This is a genomic window from Pseudoxanthomonas sp. LARHCG66 (genome assembly GCF_052871755.1).
This window is the reverse complement of record NZ_JBIXJW010000001.1, coordinates 198,527-214,598: the sequence shown is the minus strand read 5'-3', so window position 1 is coordinate 214,598 and position 16,072 is coordinate 198,527. Positions and strand designations below refer to the sequence as shown.

Genomic DNA, 16,072 nt, shown 5'->3' with positions numbered 1-16,072 from the left:
CGCGCGCGACGCGGGCACCTGTCCCGTTTCCGGAGAACGCTTTTGAAGAAGACCCTGCTGACCACCGCGACCTTGCTCGCCCTGTCCCTTGCCGGACCCCTGGCCGCGCACGAACACGATGGCTGCCTGGATGACGGCTGCACGCTGCAGGCACTGTTCGCCGAATCCGGAAGTGCGGGCACATCCGCCACCGGTTCGACCATCGCGGCAAGGCGGTTCGGCGAGTGGGGCATCGACACCGACGGCATGGACCGCAAGGCACAGCCGGGCACGGACTTCTTCCGTTACGTCAGCGGCACGTGGGCCGACACCACCGAGATTCCGGCGGAACGTTCCAGCTACGGTGGCTTCGCGATCCTGCGCGACCTGTCCGAGGCGCGCCTGCGGGTGTTGATCGAAGGCTATGCGCTGGGTGATCCGGCCACGCAGGGCGACCCTGCCAAGATCGCCGCGCTGTACCGGGGGTTCATGGATGAGAAGACTGTGGATGCACTGGGTGCCAAGCCACTGCAACCGCTGCTGGCCGACATCCGCGCTGCGAAGGACAAGGCGGCCGTGGCCACGCTGATGGGTCAGCGCGGTGGGATGTTCGACAGCTTCTTCAACCTCGGCGTCAGTGATGACCAGCGCGATCCCGACCGCTACACGCTCTACCTGAGCCAGGGCGGCCTGGGCCTGGGCGACCGCGAGATGTACCTGCGCGACACCTTCAAGCCGCAGCGCGAGCGCTACGAGGCCTATATCGCTCAGATGCTGCAGCTGGCCGGCTGGGACAGGCCGCAGGAGAACGCGAAAGCGATCCTGGCGCTTGAAACCCGCATCGCCGAGGCGCACTGGACACGTGCCGAAAGCCGCAACCGCGACAAGACCTACAACCCGTTGGCGATGGCCGAGTTCGCGACGAAGTCACCCGGCTTCCCGTGGGCGGAATTCTTCAAGGCGGCCGGCGTGGACGGCGCGGGCCGTGCGGTGATCCGCCAGGACAGCGCCATCCCGAAGATCGCCGCGATCTTCGCCGATGCCGATGTCGCCACGCTGCAGGCCTGGCAGGCGTTCCATGTGACCGACAACGCGGCTCCGTTGCTGTCGTCCGACTTCTCGGTGGCGCAGTACGAATTCCGCGACAAGTTCCTGTCCGGCCAGCCGCAGCAGCGCGAGCGCTGGAAGCGCGGCGTCGCGTTCTCCGAAAGTGCGATGGGCGAGGCGATCGGCCGCGACTATGTGAAGCTGTATTTCCCGCCCGATGCGAAGGCGAAGATGGACGCGCTGGTGGCCAACGTGAAGGCGGCGATGGGCGCGCGCCTGGATACGCTGGCGTGGATGAGCCCGGCCACCAAGGCCGAGGCGCACGCCAAGCTGCAAGGGTTCGGCCTGAAGATCGGCCACCCTGACACGTACCGCGACTACAGCGCGCTGGTGGTGAAGAACGGCGACCTGTTCGGCAACGCGCTGCGCGCCGGGCAGTTCGAGTGGGATTACCGTCGCAAGCGCGTGGGCCAGCCGGTGGACAAGGGCGAGTGGGGCATGACCCCGCAGACGGTGAACGCCTACTACAACTCGGTGAAGAACGAGATCGTGTTCCCGGCGGCCATCCTGCAACCGCCGTTCTTCGATCCGGATGCCGATCCGGCGGTGAACTACGGCGGCATCGGTGGCGTGATCGGCCACGAGATCATCCACGGCTTCGACGACCAGGGCCGCAAGTCGGATGGCAAGGGCGTGCTGCGCGACTGGTGGACGGCCGAGGACGCGGCCAAGTTCGAGGTGCAGGCCGTCAGGCTGGGCGCACAGTACGAGGCCTACACGTTCCCGCAACTGCCCGGCATGCACATCAACGGCCGGGTGGCGATGGGCGAGAACATCGGTGACCTGGGCGGCCTGACCATTGCGCTGGAGGCCTATCACCGTTCACTGGACGGCAAGCCGGCGCCGGTGATCGACGGCTTCACCGGCGACCAGCGTTTCTTCATGGGCTGGGGCCAGGTGTGGCGCACGCTGTGGCGCGACGATGCCCTGCGCCAGCAACTGGTCAACGGCACGCATTCGCCGGGCCACATCCGCGCCTTCGCCCCGCTGCGCAACATCGACGCGTGGTACGACGCCTTCGGCGTGAAGCAGGGCGACCCGCTGTACATCGCGCCGCAGGAGCGCGTGCGGATCTGGTGATCCGGTGACGTTGCAGGAAGGCAGGAGCCAGCGCTCCTGCCTTCCCTGGCAGGGCGTTGCAGGCTTGCATCATCCGGTCCTCGCGCCGATGATGAGGCGGTTGTTCCACGCCCGCGCGCCATGTCATCCCGCTCCGCTTCCACTCCGCAAGGCGACCTGTTCGGCGGCCCGCAACCGGGTCGGCTGCATCGCCTGTTCTTTGCGCTGGTGCCCTCTGCGGGCGAATGCGAAGCGCTGCGGCACCGCGCCGAGGACTTGAAGGCGGCGTATCCGCAGGCGCACTGGGTACGACCGGAGCGCTACCACCTGACCCTGCATTTCCTCTGCGAGAGCGATGGGCCGCGCGAGGACATGATCGCCACCGCGCGCAATGCCATGCAGGATTGGCAGCCGGAACCCCTCGGCATCACCCTCGACCACCTGCTGTGCCTGGGCAATCCGAAGAATCCGGCGCTGACGCTGGCGGCATTGCACCCCTCGCCCGCGACGGTCGCGTTCTGGCGCAACCTGCAGCAGCGGCTGCTGCGTGCGGGCTTCAAGCAGCACGTCGGGCGCAGCTTCGTGCCGCACCTGACGCTGGCCTACGTGCCGCCGCGCACCGCCCCGGTGGACGTGCCGCCGGTGGTGCTGCACCCGCAGGGCGTGCACCTCCTGCAGAGCATCGAGGGGGAGGCCGACTACGCGCGCCTGGGTGAGTGGTCGCTCGCGGGCTAGCCTTCCCGCGCGCCGGGGCAGGCCGGTGCTTCGACAGCAGCGTGTGTAATACGGGGTCGCCATGTCGTGCGTTCGTCGGTCGGGCGCGTATTCCCGCCCCTGCATGGCCGTAGTGCCGCACCGTGACGCGTTCAGGTGGGCACCCGGAATCATCCGGCGATCATCGAACGAGGAATCCGACATGAAACGCTTGCCGTTGCTGTGGGCGCTGGTGCTGTGCGCGCTGTCCTTCCCGCTGTTGGCGCAGGAGCGCAGCTATACCGAAGGGCCGGTCATGGAGGTCACGGCGGTGAAGATCATGGATGGCCAGTTCGACAACTACATGAAGCACCTGCAGGACCAGTACAAGCGGGTCATGGAAGCGCAGAAGGAGGCCGGCATCATCCTCGGCTATGCGATCTATTCGACACAGGCGCGCCGGCCGGAAGACCCGGACGTCTACCTGACCGTGGTCTACCCCGACATGGCGGCCTTCGATGGCCTGCGCGACCGCTCCGAAGCGGTCTCCAGCAAGGTGACCGGGCAGAATACCGCGCAAGCCAACACGGCCTACGCCGACCGCAGCAAGATGCGCCAGATCCTGGGCAGCAATCTGATCCGCGAATTGAAGTTGAAGTAAGCCCGATGCGCGGGGCCATGCTTCCGGGCGTGGTCCCTCGCCGCTGCGCCGCAGCCTAGTCGCCCTGCCTGCGCAGCGTGTCCAGCTTGGCCTGGTAAAGCGCACGGGTATCGCCCTGGCTGAGTTCGCCTGCGCGCGCCAGCGCCTTTCCTGCGCGCCGGTGGTCGCCCTGCAGGAAATACACGCGGGCGAGGCCGAAGTGGAAGCGGTGCTCACCGTCGTACAACTGGATGGCCTTGCGGTAGTGCGCGGCAGCGCGCACCAGGTTGCCGTCGCGCTCGAAGCCCGCGGCCAGCAGGAAATGGTGGAACGGGTCGCGGGCCTGCGCGGCATCCAGTCGCTTCTGCAAAGGACGTGCGGCTTCCACGTTGCCCGCACGCTGGTAGAACGTGACCAGGTTGAACAGCGCGCCAGGGTTGTCGGCGTCGAGGTCGAGTGCGTGCCGGTAGGCCCGCTCCGCGCGCGCTCCATCGCCGTCGCGCAGGTACATCACGCCGATGTTGCTCCAACTGGTGGCGTAACCGGGGTCCAGGGTCAGGGCGATCTCCGCATGGCGCAGGGCATCGTCCAGCGCGCCGTGTTCGAGCAGCGCCGCCGCGCGGTTGTTGTAGTAGTGGGCAATGAGGCGGTTGTCACGGATCGGTTCCGGTGGCTTGCGGGTGATCACCTCGTTCCAGGCGACATCCACCGTGAAGCGTCGTTCGCGGATGCGTACGCCGGCATTGACGTGCTGGGTGCGGTAGAGAATGTTGTGGTCCTGCCGCCATGCCAGGGTTTCGTCCACCTGCTGCGCGTAGGCATCGAGCCCGGCCTCGCGCGCCAGCGCCACCGTCAGCAGGGTGAAGCTCATGCAGTTGGCCTGGCGCGTGGCGTAGGCCTCGGCCACGGTGTGGTTGGCGTCGGCGTGGTAGCTCATGCCCAGCCCCCCGGGGCTGAAGAGGAAGTCGACCATCCGCTCGAGCCGGGCATGCGGCAGGCGGGTGTGATCGAGGACCTGTTCGCGGAACTGCCGCTTCAGCGGCTCCGGTAGCGCCAGCACGTCGGCGGGAGCAGGGGGTGGGGCGGCTTGGGCCAGCGCGGACAGGGCCGACGACGCCAGCAGCAGGGTGCCGAGCCACTTCGTCCACATCGCCCACCTCCGGGTCCCGCATCGGGACGCGTCCGCGTGACCGGAGTGTAGTCCCGCATCGCAGTGCGGCATGAACCGCCCGGGCAGCGTTGACGCGATCATCGTGGGGCGGCTAGCGTCATGGCCCTTCCGTCGGAGGCTTCCTGCATGCGCGCTGCGATCTTCCTGCTCCTGCTGCTGGCCGGTCTGGCGTCGGCGCCCTGCGGACATGCCGCATCGATGCCGGAGCAGGGACGGGACGGGATCGGCGTGGGGGCAGTGCTGCCGCTGCGGGACCGCGTGGAGCCGGAGAACCGCATGCTCCGCGAGCGGCTCGACACCCTGCTGCCCCGCTTGATGCGTGACGCCGACCTCGACATGTGGGTGGTGATCGCGCGCGAGTACGCGGAAGACCCGGTGTACTTCACGCTGGTGCCGCAGCCGGCCCATGCGGCGCGCCGGACCACGATGCTGGTGTTCCACCGGCAGCCGGATGGCAGCGTGCAGCGGCTGTCCATCAACCGGTACCCGTTCGGCGCACCCTACGAAACGGCGTGGTCCGGCGGGGACCTCGACGCGCAGTGGCGCGCACTGGGCACGCTGATCACCGCGCGCGATCCGCGCAGGATCGGCATCAACGTTTCTGGCGAGTGGGCGGTCGCCGATGGCCTGACGCACGCGCTGCACGAGCGCCTGCTGTCGGTGCTGCCGGCCGCGCTGCAGGCCAGGCTCGTGCCGGCGGAGACGCTGGTGGTGCGCTGGATGGAGACCCGCACCGCGGCAGAGTTGGCCGCCTACCCGCATATCGTGTCGCTCGCACGCGGCGTCATCGCCGAGGCGTTCTCGGGCCGGGTCATCACGCCCGGTGTCACCACCACGGACGATGTGGCCTGGTACATCCGGGAGCGCTTCGAGTCGTTGGGGCTGGCGCCGTGGTTCATGCCGGACGTGAACCTGCAGCGGGCGGGCACGGCGTGCGCCGACGATGCGCCGTTCTGTGGCGAAGAAGGCGTGATCCAGCCCGGCGATGTACTGCACACCGATGTGGGGCTGTGCTACCTCAAGCTCTGCACCGATACGCAGGAAATGGCCTACGTGGCGCGTGCGGGGGAAGCCGGGGCGCCCGCTGGGCTTCTTGCGGCGCTGGCACAGGGCAACCGCTGGCAGGACGCGCTGACCGGCCAGTTCGTCGCCGGCCGCACGGGCAACGAAATCCTGGCGGCGACGCAGCGCGAGATCGCCCGCCTGGGACTGCGCGCGGCGACCTACTCGCATCCGGTGGGGTTCGTGGGCCACGCGCCGGGACCGACCATCGGCATGTGGGACAACCAGGGATCCACCGCGGGGCAGGGCGACTGGCCGCTGCATGCCGATACGGTCTACGCCATCGAGGGCAACGTGAAGGCGCGCGTCCCGGAGTGGGGCGGGCAGAACGTGCAGGTCAAGCTGGAGCAGATGGCCGTGTTCGATGGCCGGAGGGTGGTCTATCTGGCGGGGCGGCAGGTGGTCTGGCACGTGGTGCGGTGACGCGCCGGACGCGCGGGCGTTAGGATGCCTGCATGAGCGCCGACGCCCACCTGATCGCCTGCCCGCACTGCGCGGCGATGAACCGTGTGCCGCCGGCGCGGCTGGTCGAGACACCCAACTGCGGGCGCTGCCACCATCCCTTGTTCACCGGCCTGCCGCTGGCGCTGGGCGAGGCGGACTTCGACCGCCACGCCCTGCGCAGCACGCTGCCGTTGCTGGTGGATTTCTGGGCGCCGTGGTGCGGGCCCTGCCTGCAGATGGCCCCACACTTCCAGCAGGCGGCGGGCGTGCTGGAGCCCGCGATGCGGCTGGCCAAGGTGGACACGGAAGCCTGCCCGGGACTGGGCAACCGCTTCGGCATCCGCAGCATCCCGACGATGGTGCTGCTGCAGGGCGGCCGCGAACTCGCCCGGCAGAGCGGGGCGATGTCGGCGGAGGCGATCGTGAGGTGGGCGCGGGGGCTGGTGGGGTGAGGAAGCGGGGGGCGCACAGGCAGGGCGGAGTCCGGCAAGGCTGGAATTCGATGAGCATGGATCATCGGACGCTGGTGGCATGAGCCTGCCAACACTTGAAACACGTCGATTTCATCTGCGACCTCTGGCAGAGCAGGACGAGGCGTTGTACGTTTCGATCTATACGAACGGAGCACTGATGCGTTTCGTGGGCGAACCCATGGCGCACGAGGATGCAGTCCGTGCATTCAATGCGTTCCTGCATTCCAATCAGCGCGGTGATCTCCGGCGGGCTTGCTGTTGGGTGATCGACCACGGCGCTGGGGCGCAGGAAACGGTGGGTCTTCTCGCGCTGATCCCCCACCCCGATGCCGCTGAGATCGGGGTGATGGTTGTCGAGGCATGGCAGGGTCGCAAGGTTGCCCAAGAGGTCATCGGGTTCCTTTCCGGCCATGTGTTCCAGTACGGGGGCTGGTTGCGCACTTTCAGCCGGCACGTGCGCGAGAACGAAGCTGGAGCGGGCGTGATGCGCAGGTTGGGGTTCCGGGAGATGGAGCTTGTTCCCGGGGGCGCACGCTTTCGGGGATGGGAGATGGCGCGTGATGAATGGAAGGAGCGTCACTCGGTGACGCCGCCAGCAATGACATGACGGGGCGGAAAGAAGCGATGACAGGAAGGGGTACGCTCGCATGCGTGGGCGTAGGGATGACGTTGGGGGCCCACCTTGCGCCGCGCGCGCGGAACCATATCGAGCAGGCGGATGTGGTCTTCAGTGCCATGTCGGATCCGATCGTGGAGCTTTGGGTCCAAGGCATGAACCGGGACGTCAGGAGCCTGCAACCGCTGTATGCCGAGGGCAAGCCGCGGCGCGAGACCTATCGCGAAATGGTGGAGTTGATGATGGCGGAAGTCCGTCAGGGGCGCCGGGTATGCGGGGCCTTCTACGGCCATCCCGGGGTGTTTGCGCAGGTACCGCACAGCGCCGTGATGAAAGCGCGAGCGGAAGGTTACGAGGCTGTCATGGAAGCCGCCGTTTCTGCCGAGGATTGCCTCTACGCGGATGTTGGCATCGATCCTGGCGCCGTCGGTTGCCAGCATTTCGAGGCAAGCCAGTTCATGTTCTATCAGCGCAGGGTGGACCCTTCGGCCTACCTGGTGCTCTGGCAGATAGGCGTGGCCGGAGACCTCACGACGGGGCGCCTGTCGACCGATGCCGGAACAAAGCAATTGCTGGTGGACCTGCTGCTTGACGACTACCCTCCGGATCACGAGGTCGTCGCCTACGAGGCCGCGACCCTGCCCATTGCGTCGCCCCGTATCGAGCGATTGCCGCTCGATCGACTGCCTACGGCCGTCTTGTCGGCGGCGACCACGCTGGTGATCCCCCCCTCCAGGCCCCTGCGTCGCAACGAGCGCCTGCTTGAGCGGTTGCGCGACATGGGGCGGTGAGAGTGCCAGGTGAGGCCGGGGGTGGTCGTGGCAAGGCTACTGAAAAGTGGGTATTGTCCTGCGTGGGGGTAGCCACGTCCGGCCTGTCGGGCCCGATGCTGGCTGCGGAAGTGTCGTATTTCATCAATTTGGGGAAACAGCGTGTCCAATGCAATCCGGTTTCTGGAATCCATGGGGGCGTCCGATTCGCTGCGTGCGTCTTCGGACTATGAGGCGGCGGTGAGGGCGCTGGATGTCGAATCGGCCCAGCAGACTGCGCTGCTCGACCGTGATGCAGCCTCGCTTGCAGGGCTGCTACTCGCCCGTCCGACGATGTTCTGCATGATCCTGGCCCCGGACGAGGGCAAGGAAGACGAATTGCCCGACCAGGCCGACGAGCAGACGGATGGGGACGAGGACCACGGAGAAAAAGAGTAGGCTCCGGAGGCGCTTTGCTCCGGCTGCATCGGCTGATCAGGAGAAGGACATGAAACTCGGGAAAGGACGAGCCTTGTGGGTGGCAGCTGCGCTGGCATGCGTCTTCGCCGCGCCGGTCCAGGCACAGGTGTCTCCCGGCATCGATGCGCTGATCGAGCAGGCGGAGGCGATCAAGACGTCGCAACCCGCCAAGTTCTACAATGTGCTGGAGCGCCTCGAAAAGCGGGTCGAGGAAGCTACCCCTGAGCAACGCCTAAAGCTGAGGCTACTCAGGGCGCATGGTTTCCTGATGAAGGGCAGGGCGGAGCCCGCGATACGCGAGCTCCGCCAGATCCAGCAAGAAACCGATGACCCGGAGATGCTGTTCTGGACGGGCTCGCTGCTGGTCAATACCTACGCGCTGACGCGTAAATTCGAGCAGGGGCTGACGACCCTCAACGACATCCTTCCGCTTGCCACCAAGGTGGAGAAGAAAGATGTCCGTCATCGTGGCCTTCTGGTCGCGGGTCTGCTGTACAACCAGGTAGGGGAGTACATGCTCGGCGAGCAGTACGCCAACCAGGTCTTGGGAGATGCGCCCGACGGACGCAACCAGTGCGCCGCCGGCAACCTGGTTGCCGAAGCGGCTTTAGGGCTGAAGAAGGCACCCTCCGAGGAAATGATCTTCCGCACGATCAAGGTTTGCGAGGATCAGAAGGAACCTATCCTGGGTGGGTTGACGCGCACGTACCTGGCGCGGAAATGGGTGGAGGACGGCAAAGTCGATCAGGCGATCGAATTGCTGGAGCGTTACCTCCCCACCGTGACGGCTACGGGCTACCCCTTGGTCATCAGTGAATACCACGCCATGCTGGCCAGCATGTACTTGAAGCTGGGTGATATCGGCACCGCGCAGGCGCACGCCAATGAAGCGGTGGAACGAGGGGTGGGCATGACATCGCTGCCGCTCGTGGTGGCATACAAGACACTTTACGAAATCGCCGAATCGCGTGGCGATTCCAAAGCGGCGTTGTCGCGCTACCGGCAGTACGCCGACGCCGACAAAGCGTATCTCAACGATGTAAAGACGCGCCAGCTTGCCTATCAGATCGTCCGCCAACAGATCCTGCAGAAAACCCAACAAATCAGCATGCTGGACCAGGAAAACCAGGTCCTGCAGCTGCAGCGCACAGTCGATCAGCAGGCCGCGCAGAACACGCGGCTGATCGTCATCCTGCTGGTGCTGCTGGTTGCCTCCATCGGCTACTGGGCTTTCAAGATCAAGCGCGTGCAGCTGTCGCTGAAGAAGATGGCCGAAACCGACGCGCTGACCGGCATCTGCAACCGCCACCACTTCACCTTGCGTGCCGAGCGCGCGCTGGCCGAGTGCGCCCGCAATGGCGAACAGGCCGCGCTGATCATGTTCGACCTCGACCACTTCAAGAACATCAATGACCGTTTCGGCCATGGCACCGGCGACTGGGCGCTCAAGGAAGTGGCCGAAGCCAGCAAGGGCTTTTGCCGCCGCATCGACGTACTCGGCCGCCTGGGTGGCGAGGAATTCGCCATCCTCATGTACGGTTGCGACCTGCGCGCCGCCGCCCGCGTGGCCGAAGACTGCCGCGTGCGCCTGGCGCAGATCGAGACCCGCGAGACCGGGCATGTCTTCGCCATCACCGGCAGCTTCGGTGTGACCTCCAGCATGCAGTCCGGCTACAGCCTGGCCAAGCTGCTGTCGCATGCCGACAAGCAGCTGTACCGGGCCAAGCACCTGGGCCGCAACCGCGTCTGCGTGCACGAGAACGAACAGGAAAGCGTGCGCGCCGCCGGCAGCAACGTGCTGGAACTGCCGCAGCGCGAAGGTCGCACGGAACACCTGGGCGCCTGACGCGGCAGCGCCGCATCGCCTGGCTCAGCGTGTGGCGAGGGCTGGCTGCGGTCCTTCGTGGATGGCCAGCTGGTTGCGCCCACTGCTCTTCGCCCGATAGAGCGCCCGGTCGGCCGTTTCCAGCCAGGCCCGCAAGCCGCCTGCCGCAGCGTCCGCCTTCGCCAACCCCAGGCTCACCGTGTGCCGCAGGTCGGGCGCTGACTGGACCCGCAAGGCTTCGACGCCAGCCCGGATGCGCTGGGCGACGATCTCCGCCGCCACCAGATCGGTCCCGCGCAACAGCACGGCGAACTCGTCGCCACCCAACCGGCCCGCGCAGTCCTGCGCGCGGATGCTGTGGCGGATCACGTCGGCGGTCGCGCGCAGCACGTCGTCGCCCACCGCGTGGCCGTGACGGTCGTTGATCGCCTTGAAGTGATCGATGTCGATCATCATCAGCGTGGCCGGTTCGCCTGTCGCGGCGCACTGGTCCAGCAGCAACGTGGCCTGTTCCTGCCAGTGCCGACGGCTGTCCAGGGCGGTCAACGTGTCGCGCCGGCTCAGTTCGTCCAGCAGGCGGTTCTGCCGCTTGACCTTGCGGACCAGGTGGTAGCTGGCCTGGCTGACGGCGATGGAATGGATGAGCAGCATCGGCAGGCACGCCAGCATCACCGGCATGCTGGTGACGGGACGCAATTCGAACCCCGTCACCAACCCGGCCATCAACGCGCCGGTCAGCATCAACGGCAGCGACCAGTACCAGAGCCGATCGATGCCGGTGCTGATCTTGTCGACCGTGGCCAGTGTCACCAGCAGCACGCTGGGCAGCAGGTTGAATGCCATCAGCGGCACCCACATGCCGGCGAGCACCGAATCGAACAGCAGGTTGCGGATCTCGCCCCGATAAGGCTTGGGATGGCGCAGCGACAGCCATAGCGCGAGTTGCGGCCAGAGTACCGCCGTGAAGACCAGCCACGCCCACGTACCCAGGCCGGCGTTGCCCTCGAGCAGGACGGTTCCCACCGGCAGCGCAGCCAGACCCATCCCCAGCATGCGAAGCCGGTAGATCCGGCGAGGCAATCGCTGGCTCTGGCGCGCCGGATCGGCGCCGGGAAGCGGTGCGGTGAACGGCATTGGCGCGTGGAGTCCCCTTGCTCGTGACGGCCATCCCCGGTGCGCCGGGGGCAGGCGGAGTGTAGGCCAAACCGTGACGCTGGGCACGTCACGCAGCCCTGCCAACGACAGCGGCCCCGGCCGGGAAATCTTGAGGTGGTGCCGGATAATCGGGGGCCGGTTTCCGCTGCGCGCCTCGATGCCCGACTCCCCATGCCGTCCCGTTTCCCCGGACCCGCGCCTACGCGCTCGCATCGCGGCGCTTGCCGCGATGGCAGGTGCGTCGCTGTTCTTGGTGGTGGGCGCCGCGCTGCAGTTTCTCCGGACCGATCTCGCTTGGCAGCAGGCCACCTTGAGCCAGTACCTGCTGGGCCCCGGCGGATTGCTGCTGCGCGTTGCCTACTGCGTGCTGGCCATTGCCATCACGGTGCTGGCGATCGGCATCTACCGGCAGTTGTCGGCACATGCGCGCAGTGCGGCGCCGCTCCTGCTGCTCTGCGCGGGCGCCGTCGCGCTGGCGGGCGTGGCGATCGGGGACTCGTGGCTGCCGTCCGTCGCGCCCGACTTCCATCGCTGGTTCCACCACACCTGCGCGATCACCGCATTCCTTTGCGTCACCAGCGGCATGGTGCTGCAGGCGTGGCGATTCCGCCTCGACGCGGCCTGGCAGCCGTACTTCCCCCTCGCGGCCGGATGGTCCCTCGGCTGCCATGCATTGCTTTGGCTGCATGCCCTGTGGGCGCCGGCCGGGCAGGGCTGGGTGCAGAAACTGCTGATCGCGCTGATCGTCACCGCCATGCTGCTCGCCGCAACATGGCTCTGGCGAACGAGCCGGGTGCGATGACGCAAGCCCGGCGCTAAGCTGCGACTTCCAACAGGGAGAAAAGCATCATGATCCAGCGGTTCGACGTGGGTACGCGCTTGTCCGAGATGGCCATCCACAACGGCGTGGTGTACCTCGCCGGCCAGATCGCGGAGGATGCGACGCAGGGTATCGCCGGACAGACGCAGCAGGTGCTCGACGAGATCGATGCCCTGCTGGCGCGCGCGGGCACGGACAAGTCGAAGATCCTGCGCGCCGAGATCTTCCTGAAGGATCTGCAGGACTTCGAGGGCATGAACCGCGTCTGGGACAGCTGGGTGCCGGAAGGCAACGCGCCGCCGCGCGCGACCGTGCAGGCGCATCTCGCACGCGTGGGCTGGCTGATCGAGATCGTGGTCACCGCCGCGGTCTAAACGATGGCGACGCGCATGCCCGGTCCCTGGCATCGTCCGGCGCCGAAGCGTCGCGACGGCGGCCAGAAACTCACGCCCGACCAGGTGCAGGAAGCCAGGGCACGTGCAATTGCGGCAGGCCGGCGCTATCCGAACCTGGTGGACAACATGTACGTGGCCGCGAAGGCGAAGCGCGAAAGGGCGATGGCGGAAGGACCGCGTGACGAGGCAGAGTGAGGCCGGCACACGGCGTGAGAGCGAGGATGCACATCCGGCCGTAAATGTCTGTAATAAAACTGCTTCGAAACGCTAACCGGACCTCAACAATGGCTCGCGTATCGTGCGCGCACGTTCCGCAGCCGCTGCGGCACGCACTTCCCGGGGTGCGCGCCGCAGCCCCTGCGGACGACCACTCAGGCGTTGCGCTGCGCCAGCCAGTCGACCACGCCGTGCGCGGCATGGCGACCGCTGGCGAAGCACGCTGTCAGCAGATAGCCACCGGTGGGTGCTTCCCAGTCCAGCATCTCGCCGGCAGCAAACACGCCCGGTACTCCGCGCAGCATCAGGCGCTCGTCCGTTGCCTCCAGGGGCACACCGCCGGCACTGCTGATGGCTTCGGCGATCGGGCGGGGACGCAACAGCCGGAACGGAAAACGTTTCAGCGCGCGCGCGATCCTGGCGGGATCGGCCAGCGCTGCCTTGTCCAGCGCCTCGTACAGCAGCGCCGCGCGCACGCCGGTCACGCCGGCCTCGCGGCGGAGGTGTTCGCTCAGGCTGCGTGAGCCGCGCGGCTTGGCCAGCCGTTGCGCCAGTTCACGCTCATCGCGTCCTGGCAGCAGGTCCAGCATCAGGGTGGCGCTGCCGTCCCGCGCGATGGCATCCCGCAGCATCGGCGACAGCGCGTAGACCAGGCTTCCTTCGATGCCGGTGGCGGTGATGACGCACTCGCCCTGTCGCTGGCGGGTGCTGCCATCGGCCTCCTGCCAATGCGCGATGACCGGCTTGAGGGGTTCGCCAGCGAATCGTGACGCCAGATGCTCGCTCCACGCGATGTCGAAACCGCAGTTGGAAGGTTGCAACGGGGCGATGGTGATGCCCTTTGTTTGCAGTGCATCGACCCAGGCGCCGTCCGAACCCAGTTCCGGCCAGCTTCCGCCGCCCATCGCCAGCACGCTGGCGTCGGGAGACACGAGGATCTCGCCGTCAGGGGTCGCGAAGCGGAGGGCGCCTTCGCCGGTCCATCCCGACCATCGGTGGTGCACATGGAAACGCACACCCTGTTCGCGCAACCGCCGCACCCAGCCGCGCAGCAGCGGCGCTGCCTTGAGGTCTGACGGAAACACGCGGCCCGACGTGCCGACGAATGTCTCCACGCCCAGTCCGCGCGCCCAGCCGCGCAGGGCATCCGCGTCGAAGCCCCGCAGCCATGCGGCTACGTGGTGCTGCCGCTCGCCGTAGCGCGTGACGAAGACGTCGCGCGGATCGGAATGGGTCAGGTTCATGCCGCCCTTGCCGGCGATCAGGAACTTGCGCCCCACCGAACCCTTGGCGTCGTACAGGTCCACCTGCAGGCCAGCGGCACGCAGGGTTTCTGCGGCCATCAGCCCGGCGGGCCCGCCACCGATGACGGCGACGGTGGGGGTGGACAGCGTGTCATCGGAGCTTGGTGCGGGCATCCGCATAGTATGCCGCGCCGGCACGGCGCTTCCGGCAGGCACATCGCATGCGCTGCGTGCGGTATCGTCGCGCGGGACTCCGGAGATGGGACACACGATGCGTTCGAACCTGATGGCGGCTACGGGCCGCGCACTCTGCCTGCTCGGCCTGTTCGCCACCAGCGCTGTCGCCAAGGACGCCACGCCGCCGCCCGCGCTGCAGGACCTGGACGCCTACGTCGAATCCGTACGCCAGACCTTCGACGTCCCGGGTATCGCGGTGGCGGTGGTGAAGGATGGCGAGGTGGTGCTGGCGAAGGGGTGGGGCGAGCGCGAGATCGGCAAGGCCGGCAAGGTCGACGCGCACACCATGTTCGCCATCGCCTCCAATACCAAGGCGTTCACGGCGGCTTCGCTGTCCATGCTGGCCGACGAGGGCAAGCTGAAGCTGGAGGACCGTGTCATCGACCACCTGCCATGGTTCCGCATGGCGGACCCCTACGTCACCCGCGAGATGCGCATCCGCGACCTGCTGGTCCATCGCAGCGGACTGGGGTTGGGCGCGGGGGACCTGCTGTTCTGGCCCACCACGACCTACAGCAACCGTGAAGTCGCCGAGCGCCTGCGCGACGTGCCGCTGAGCGGAGGCTTCCGCGAGCGCTACGCGTACGACAACATCCTGTACGGCGTGGCGCAGCTGGTCATCGAGCAGGCCAGCGGGCAGTCATATGACCAGTTCCTGCGTGCACGCATCCTGCAGCCGTTGGGCATGCGCGAGACGCGCTACAACAGCGATGCGTTGCGGCCGGGCGACAACGTCGCCACGGGCCATGCCAAGGCCGACTTCGCCACCCTGCAACCGGCACCGCGGATGACATGGCGCAACGTCGCCGGGGCGGGCGGCCTCTATTCCAGCGTGAACGACATGGCGAAGTGGATGAACGCGCAGCTGGCCGGCGGGACCTATCGCGACGCGAAAGGCCGCGAGCAAGCGCTTTTCAAGCCCGAGCGGCAGAAATCGATGTGGTCGCTGGTCACGCCGATCCCGATCACCGAACCGAAGATCGAAGCATTGAAGGCGGCGAAGCCCAATTTCCTCGGTTACGGTGAAGGCTGGATGGTGTCCGACTTCCAGGGCCGCAAGCTGGTTTGGCATACCGGTGGATGGCCCGGCATGGTTTCGCGGGTGACGCTGGTGCCGGAGCAGAAACTGGGCATCGTGGTGCTGACCAACCAGGAGGTCGGTGCGGCATTCAATGCCGTCACGCTGAAGGTGCTGGATGCCTATCTGGCCAACACCGGCACCGACTGGCTCGCGGCCTACCAGGCACAGGTCGCGCAGGCGAAGGGCAATGCCGATGAGCACTGGCAGAAGCTGCAGGCGGCGCGCGATGCGGGCTCCAGGCCTTCGCTGCCGATCGCGGACTATGCCGGCAAACTGCGCGACCCCTGGTATGGCGATGTCGTGGTGGCGCAGGAAGGCGGCGGGTTGGTGCTGCGCTTTAGCCGCACGCCGGAGCTGGTCGGCGATCTGCAGCCCTGGCAGCACGATACGTTCGTCGTGCGCTGGCGCGAGCGCTGGCTCAACGCCGACGCCTTCCTGACGTTCTCGCTGGAACCGGATGGCTCCATCCGGGAGGCGCGTATGGAGGCGATTTCACCGCTGACGGATTTCAGCTTCGATTTCCACGACCTGCGGCTGGCGCCGGTGGAGTAGTCCGTGCTTTCCGTAGGAGCGACGTGAGTCGCGACCGCGAGTACGCCGCGCACGGAATCCTGCGGGTTCGCGCG

General features: G+C 67.1%; 16 protein-coding genes. 13 read left to right on the top strand and 3 right to left on the bottom strand.

Annotation, left to right across the window (positions count from 1 at the left end; genetic code table 11):
• The first annotated feature begins 42 nt into the window (after nucleotides 1-42).
• The 3 genes from ACIPRS_RS00960 to ACIPRS_RS00950 all read left to right on the top strand — a co-directional run bounded on the left by ACIPRS_RS00960 (nucleotide 43) and on the right by ACIPRS_RS00950 (nucleotide 3,499).
• Nucleotides 43-2,166, top strand: a complete 2,124-nt coding sequence (locus ACIPRS_RS00960) for a M13 family metallopeptidase (protein WP_446537209.1) — start codon at nucleotides 43-45, stop codon at nucleotides 2,164-2,166.
• A gap of 120 nt (nucleotides 2,167-2,286) precedes the next feature.
• Nucleotides 2,287-2,880: a 2'-5' RNA ligase family protein gene (locus tag ACIPRS_RS00955; RefSeq protein ID WP_446537208.1), complete on the top strand. Its 594-nt coding sequence runs from the start codon at nucleotides 2,287-2,289 to the stop codon at nucleotides 2,878-2,880.
• A 181-nt stretch (nucleotides 2,881-3,061) separates the two neighbouring features.
• On the top strand, nucleotides 3,062-3,499 hold the full coding sequence (locus tag ACIPRS_RS00950; protein ID WP_446537207.1) for a hypothetical protein: 438 nt from the start codon (nucleotides 3,062-3,064) through the stop codon (nucleotides 3,497-3,499).
• A gap of 55 nt (nucleotides 3,500-3,554) precedes the next feature.
• On the opposite strand, the gene ACIPRS_RS00945 is transcribed toward ACIPRS_RS00950, so the two are convergent.
• Complete coding sequence (locus tag ACIPRS_RS00945; RefSeq protein ID WP_446537206.1) at nucleotides 3,555-4,628, bottom strand: tetratricopeptide repeat protein; 1,074 nt, start codon at nucleotides 4,626-4,628, stop codon at nucleotides 3,555-3,557.
• 147 nt (nucleotides 4,629-4,775) lie between these two features.
• On the opposite strand from ACIPRS_RS00945, the gene ACIPRS_RS00940 reads away from it, so the two are divergent.
• The 6 genes from ACIPRS_RS00940 to ACIPRS_RS00915 all read left to right on the top strand — a co-directional run bounded on the left by ACIPRS_RS00940 (nucleotide 4,776) and on the right by ACIPRS_RS00915 (nucleotide 10,319).
• Nucleotides 4,776-6,134 (top strand): M24 family metallopeptidase, encoded by a 1,359-nt coding sequence (locus tag ACIPRS_RS00940; RefSeq protein WP_446537205.1) that lies wholly within the window; start codon nucleotides 4,776-4,778, stop codon nucleotides 6,132-6,134.
• A 32-nt stretch (nucleotides 6,135-6,166) separates the two neighbouring features.
• Nucleotides 6,167-6,607 (top strand): thioredoxin TrxC, encoded by a 441-nt coding sequence (gene trxC / locus ACIPRS_RS00935; RefSeq protein WP_192201017.1) that lies wholly within the window; start codon nucleotides 6,167-6,169, stop codon nucleotides 6,605-6,607.
• A 79-nt stretch (nucleotides 6,608-6,686) separates the two neighbouring features.
• Nucleotides 6,687-7,235 carry a GNAT family N-acetyltransferase gene (locus tag ACIPRS_RS00930; RefSeq protein ID WP_446537204.1) on the top strand — a complete coding sequence of 183 codons (549 nt, stop codon included), beginning with the start codon at nucleotides 6,687-6,689 and terminating at the stop codon, nucleotides 7,233-7,235.
• Nucleotides 7,193-8,035: an SAM-dependent methyltransferase gene (locus tag ACIPRS_RS00925; protein WP_446537203.1), complete on the top strand. Its 843-nt coding sequence runs from the start codon at nucleotides 7,193-7,195 to the stop codon at nucleotides 8,033-8,035. Before ACIPRS_RS00930 ends, ACIPRS_RS00925 begins: the two co-directional genes overlap by 43 nt.
• A 141-nt stretch (nucleotides 8,036-8,176) precedes the next feature.
• Nucleotides 8,177-8,452 (top strand): hypothetical protein, encoded by a 276-nt coding sequence (locus ACIPRS_RS00920; protein WP_446537202.1) that lies wholly within the window; start codon nucleotides 8,177-8,179, stop codon nucleotides 8,450-8,452.
• Nucleotides 8,453-8,501: 49 nt separating this feature from the next.
• Entirely contained in the window at nucleotides 8,502-10,319 is a 1,818-nt protein-coding gene (locus tag ACIPRS_RS00915; protein WP_446537201.1) for a tetratricopeptide repeat-containing diguanylate cyclase, read from the top strand.
• 24 nt (nucleotides 10,320-10,343) lie between these two features.
• Here the strand turns inward: ACIPRS_RS00915 and ACIPRS_RS00910 are convergent, their stop codons facing one another.
• Nucleotides 10,344-11,432, bottom strand: coding sequence for a diguanylate cyclase (locus tag ACIPRS_RS00910; RefSeq protein WP_446537200.1), 1,089 nt, complete (start codon nucleotides 11,430-11,432; stop codon nucleotides 10,344-10,346).
• A 250-nt stretch (nucleotides 11,433-11,682) separates the two neighbouring features.
• Here ACIPRS_RS00910 and ACIPRS_RS00905 point away from each other — a divergent pair, with 250 nt between their 5' ends.
• From ACIPRS_RS00905 to ACIPRS_RS00895, 3 genes are read left to right on the top strand one after another with little or no spacing between them, the layout of a single operon-like run.
• On the top strand, nucleotides 11,683-12,255 hold the full coding sequence (locus ACIPRS_RS00905; RefSeq protein ID WP_446537199.1) for a DUF998 domain-containing protein: 573 nt from the start codon (nucleotides 11,683-11,685) through the stop codon (nucleotides 12,253-12,255).
• A gap of 47 nt (nucleotides 12,256-12,302) precedes the next feature.
• On the top strand, nucleotides 12,303-12,647 hold the full coding sequence (locus tag ACIPRS_RS00900) for a RidA family protein (RefSeq protein ID WP_192201024.1): 345 nt from the start codon (nucleotides 12,303-12,305) through the stop codon (nucleotides 12,645-12,647).
• Nucleotides 12,648-12,662: 15 nt separating this feature from the next.
• Complete coding sequence (locus ACIPRS_RS00895) at nucleotides 12,663-12,863, top strand: hypothetical protein (RefSeq protein WP_225590851.1); 201 nt, start codon at nucleotides 12,663-12,665, stop codon at nucleotides 12,861-12,863.
• 176 nt (nucleotides 12,864-13,039) lie between these two features.
• Here ACIPRS_RS00895 and ACIPRS_RS00890 read toward each other — a convergent pair whose 3' ends face one another.
• The gene (locus ACIPRS_RS00890; RefSeq protein WP_446537198.1) at nucleotides 13,040-14,302 is read right to left on the bottom strand and encodes a TIGR03862 family flavoprotein; all 1,263 of its coding nucleotides are present in this window, start codon (nucleotides 14,300-14,302) and stop codon (nucleotides 13,040-13,042) included.
• Between the two features lie 97 nt (nucleotides 14,303-14,399).
• On the opposite strand from ACIPRS_RS00890, the gene ACIPRS_RS00885 reads away from it, so the two are divergent.
• Nucleotides 14,400-15,998 carry a serine hydrolase gene (locus ACIPRS_RS00885; RefSeq protein ID WP_446537197.1) on the top strand — a complete coding sequence of 533 codons (1,599 nt, stop codon included), beginning with the start codon at nucleotides 14,400-14,402 and terminating at the stop codon, nucleotides 15,996-15,998.
• The last annotated feature ends 74 nt before the right edge of the window (nucleotides 15,999-16,072 follow it).

Coding starts and splice junctions, on each gene's coding strand:
- ACIPRS_RS00955 (WP_446537208.1), top strand. CDS start 2,287: ATGTCATCCCGCTCCGCTTCCACTCCGCAAGGCGACCTGTTCGGCGGC.
- ACIPRS_RS00890 (WP_446537198.1), bottom strand. CDS start 14,302: ATGCCCGCACCAAGCTCCGATGACACGCTGTCCACCCCCACCGTCGCC.
- ACIPRS_RS00900 (WP_192201024.1), top strand. CDS start 12,303: ATGATCCAGCGGTTCGACGTGGGTACGCGCTTGTCCGAGATGGCCATC.
- ACIPRS_RS00950 (WP_446537207.1), top strand. CDS start 3,062: ATGAAACGCTTGCCGTTGCTGTGGGCGCTGGTGCTGTGCGCGCTGTCC.
- ACIPRS_RS00940 (WP_446537205.1), top strand. CDS start 4,776: ATGCGCGCTGCGATCTTCCTGCTCCTGCTGCTGGCCGGTCTGGCGTCG.
- ACIPRS_RS00945 (WP_446537206.1), bottom strand. CDS start 4,628: ATGTGGACGAAGTGGCTCGGCACCCTGCTGCTGGCGTCGTCGGCCCTG.
- trxC (WP_192201017.1), top strand. CDS start 6,167: ATGAGCGCCGACGCCCACCTGATCGCCTGCCCGCACTGCGCGGCGATG.
- ACIPRS_RS00885 (WP_446537197.1), top strand. CDS start 14,400: ATGCGTTCGAACCTGATGGCGGCTACGGGCCGCGCACTCTGCCTGCTC.
- ACIPRS_RS00910 (WP_446537200.1), bottom strand. CDS start 11,432: ATGCCGTTCACCGCACCGCTTCCCGGCGCCGATCCGGCGCGCCAGAGC.
- ACIPRS_RS00905 (WP_446537199.1), top strand. CDS start 11,683: ATGGCAGGTGCGTCGCTGTTCTTGGTGGTGGGCGCCGCGCTGCAGTTT.
- ACIPRS_RS00915 (WP_446537201.1), top strand. CDS start 8,502: ATGAAACTCGGGAAAGGACGAGCCTTGTGGGTGGCAGCTGCGCTGGCA.
- ACIPRS_RS00925 (WP_446537203.1), top strand. CDS start 7,193: ATGGAAGGAGCGTCACTCGGTGACGCCGCCAGCAATGACATGACGGGG.
- ACIPRS_RS00930 (WP_446537204.1), top strand. CDS start 6,687: ATGAGCCTGCCAACACTTGAAACACGTCGATTTCATCTGCGACCTCTG.
- ACIPRS_RS00895 (WP_225590851.1), top strand. CDS start 12,663: ATGCCCGGTCCCTGGCATCGTCCGGCGCCGAAGCGTCGCGACGGCGGC.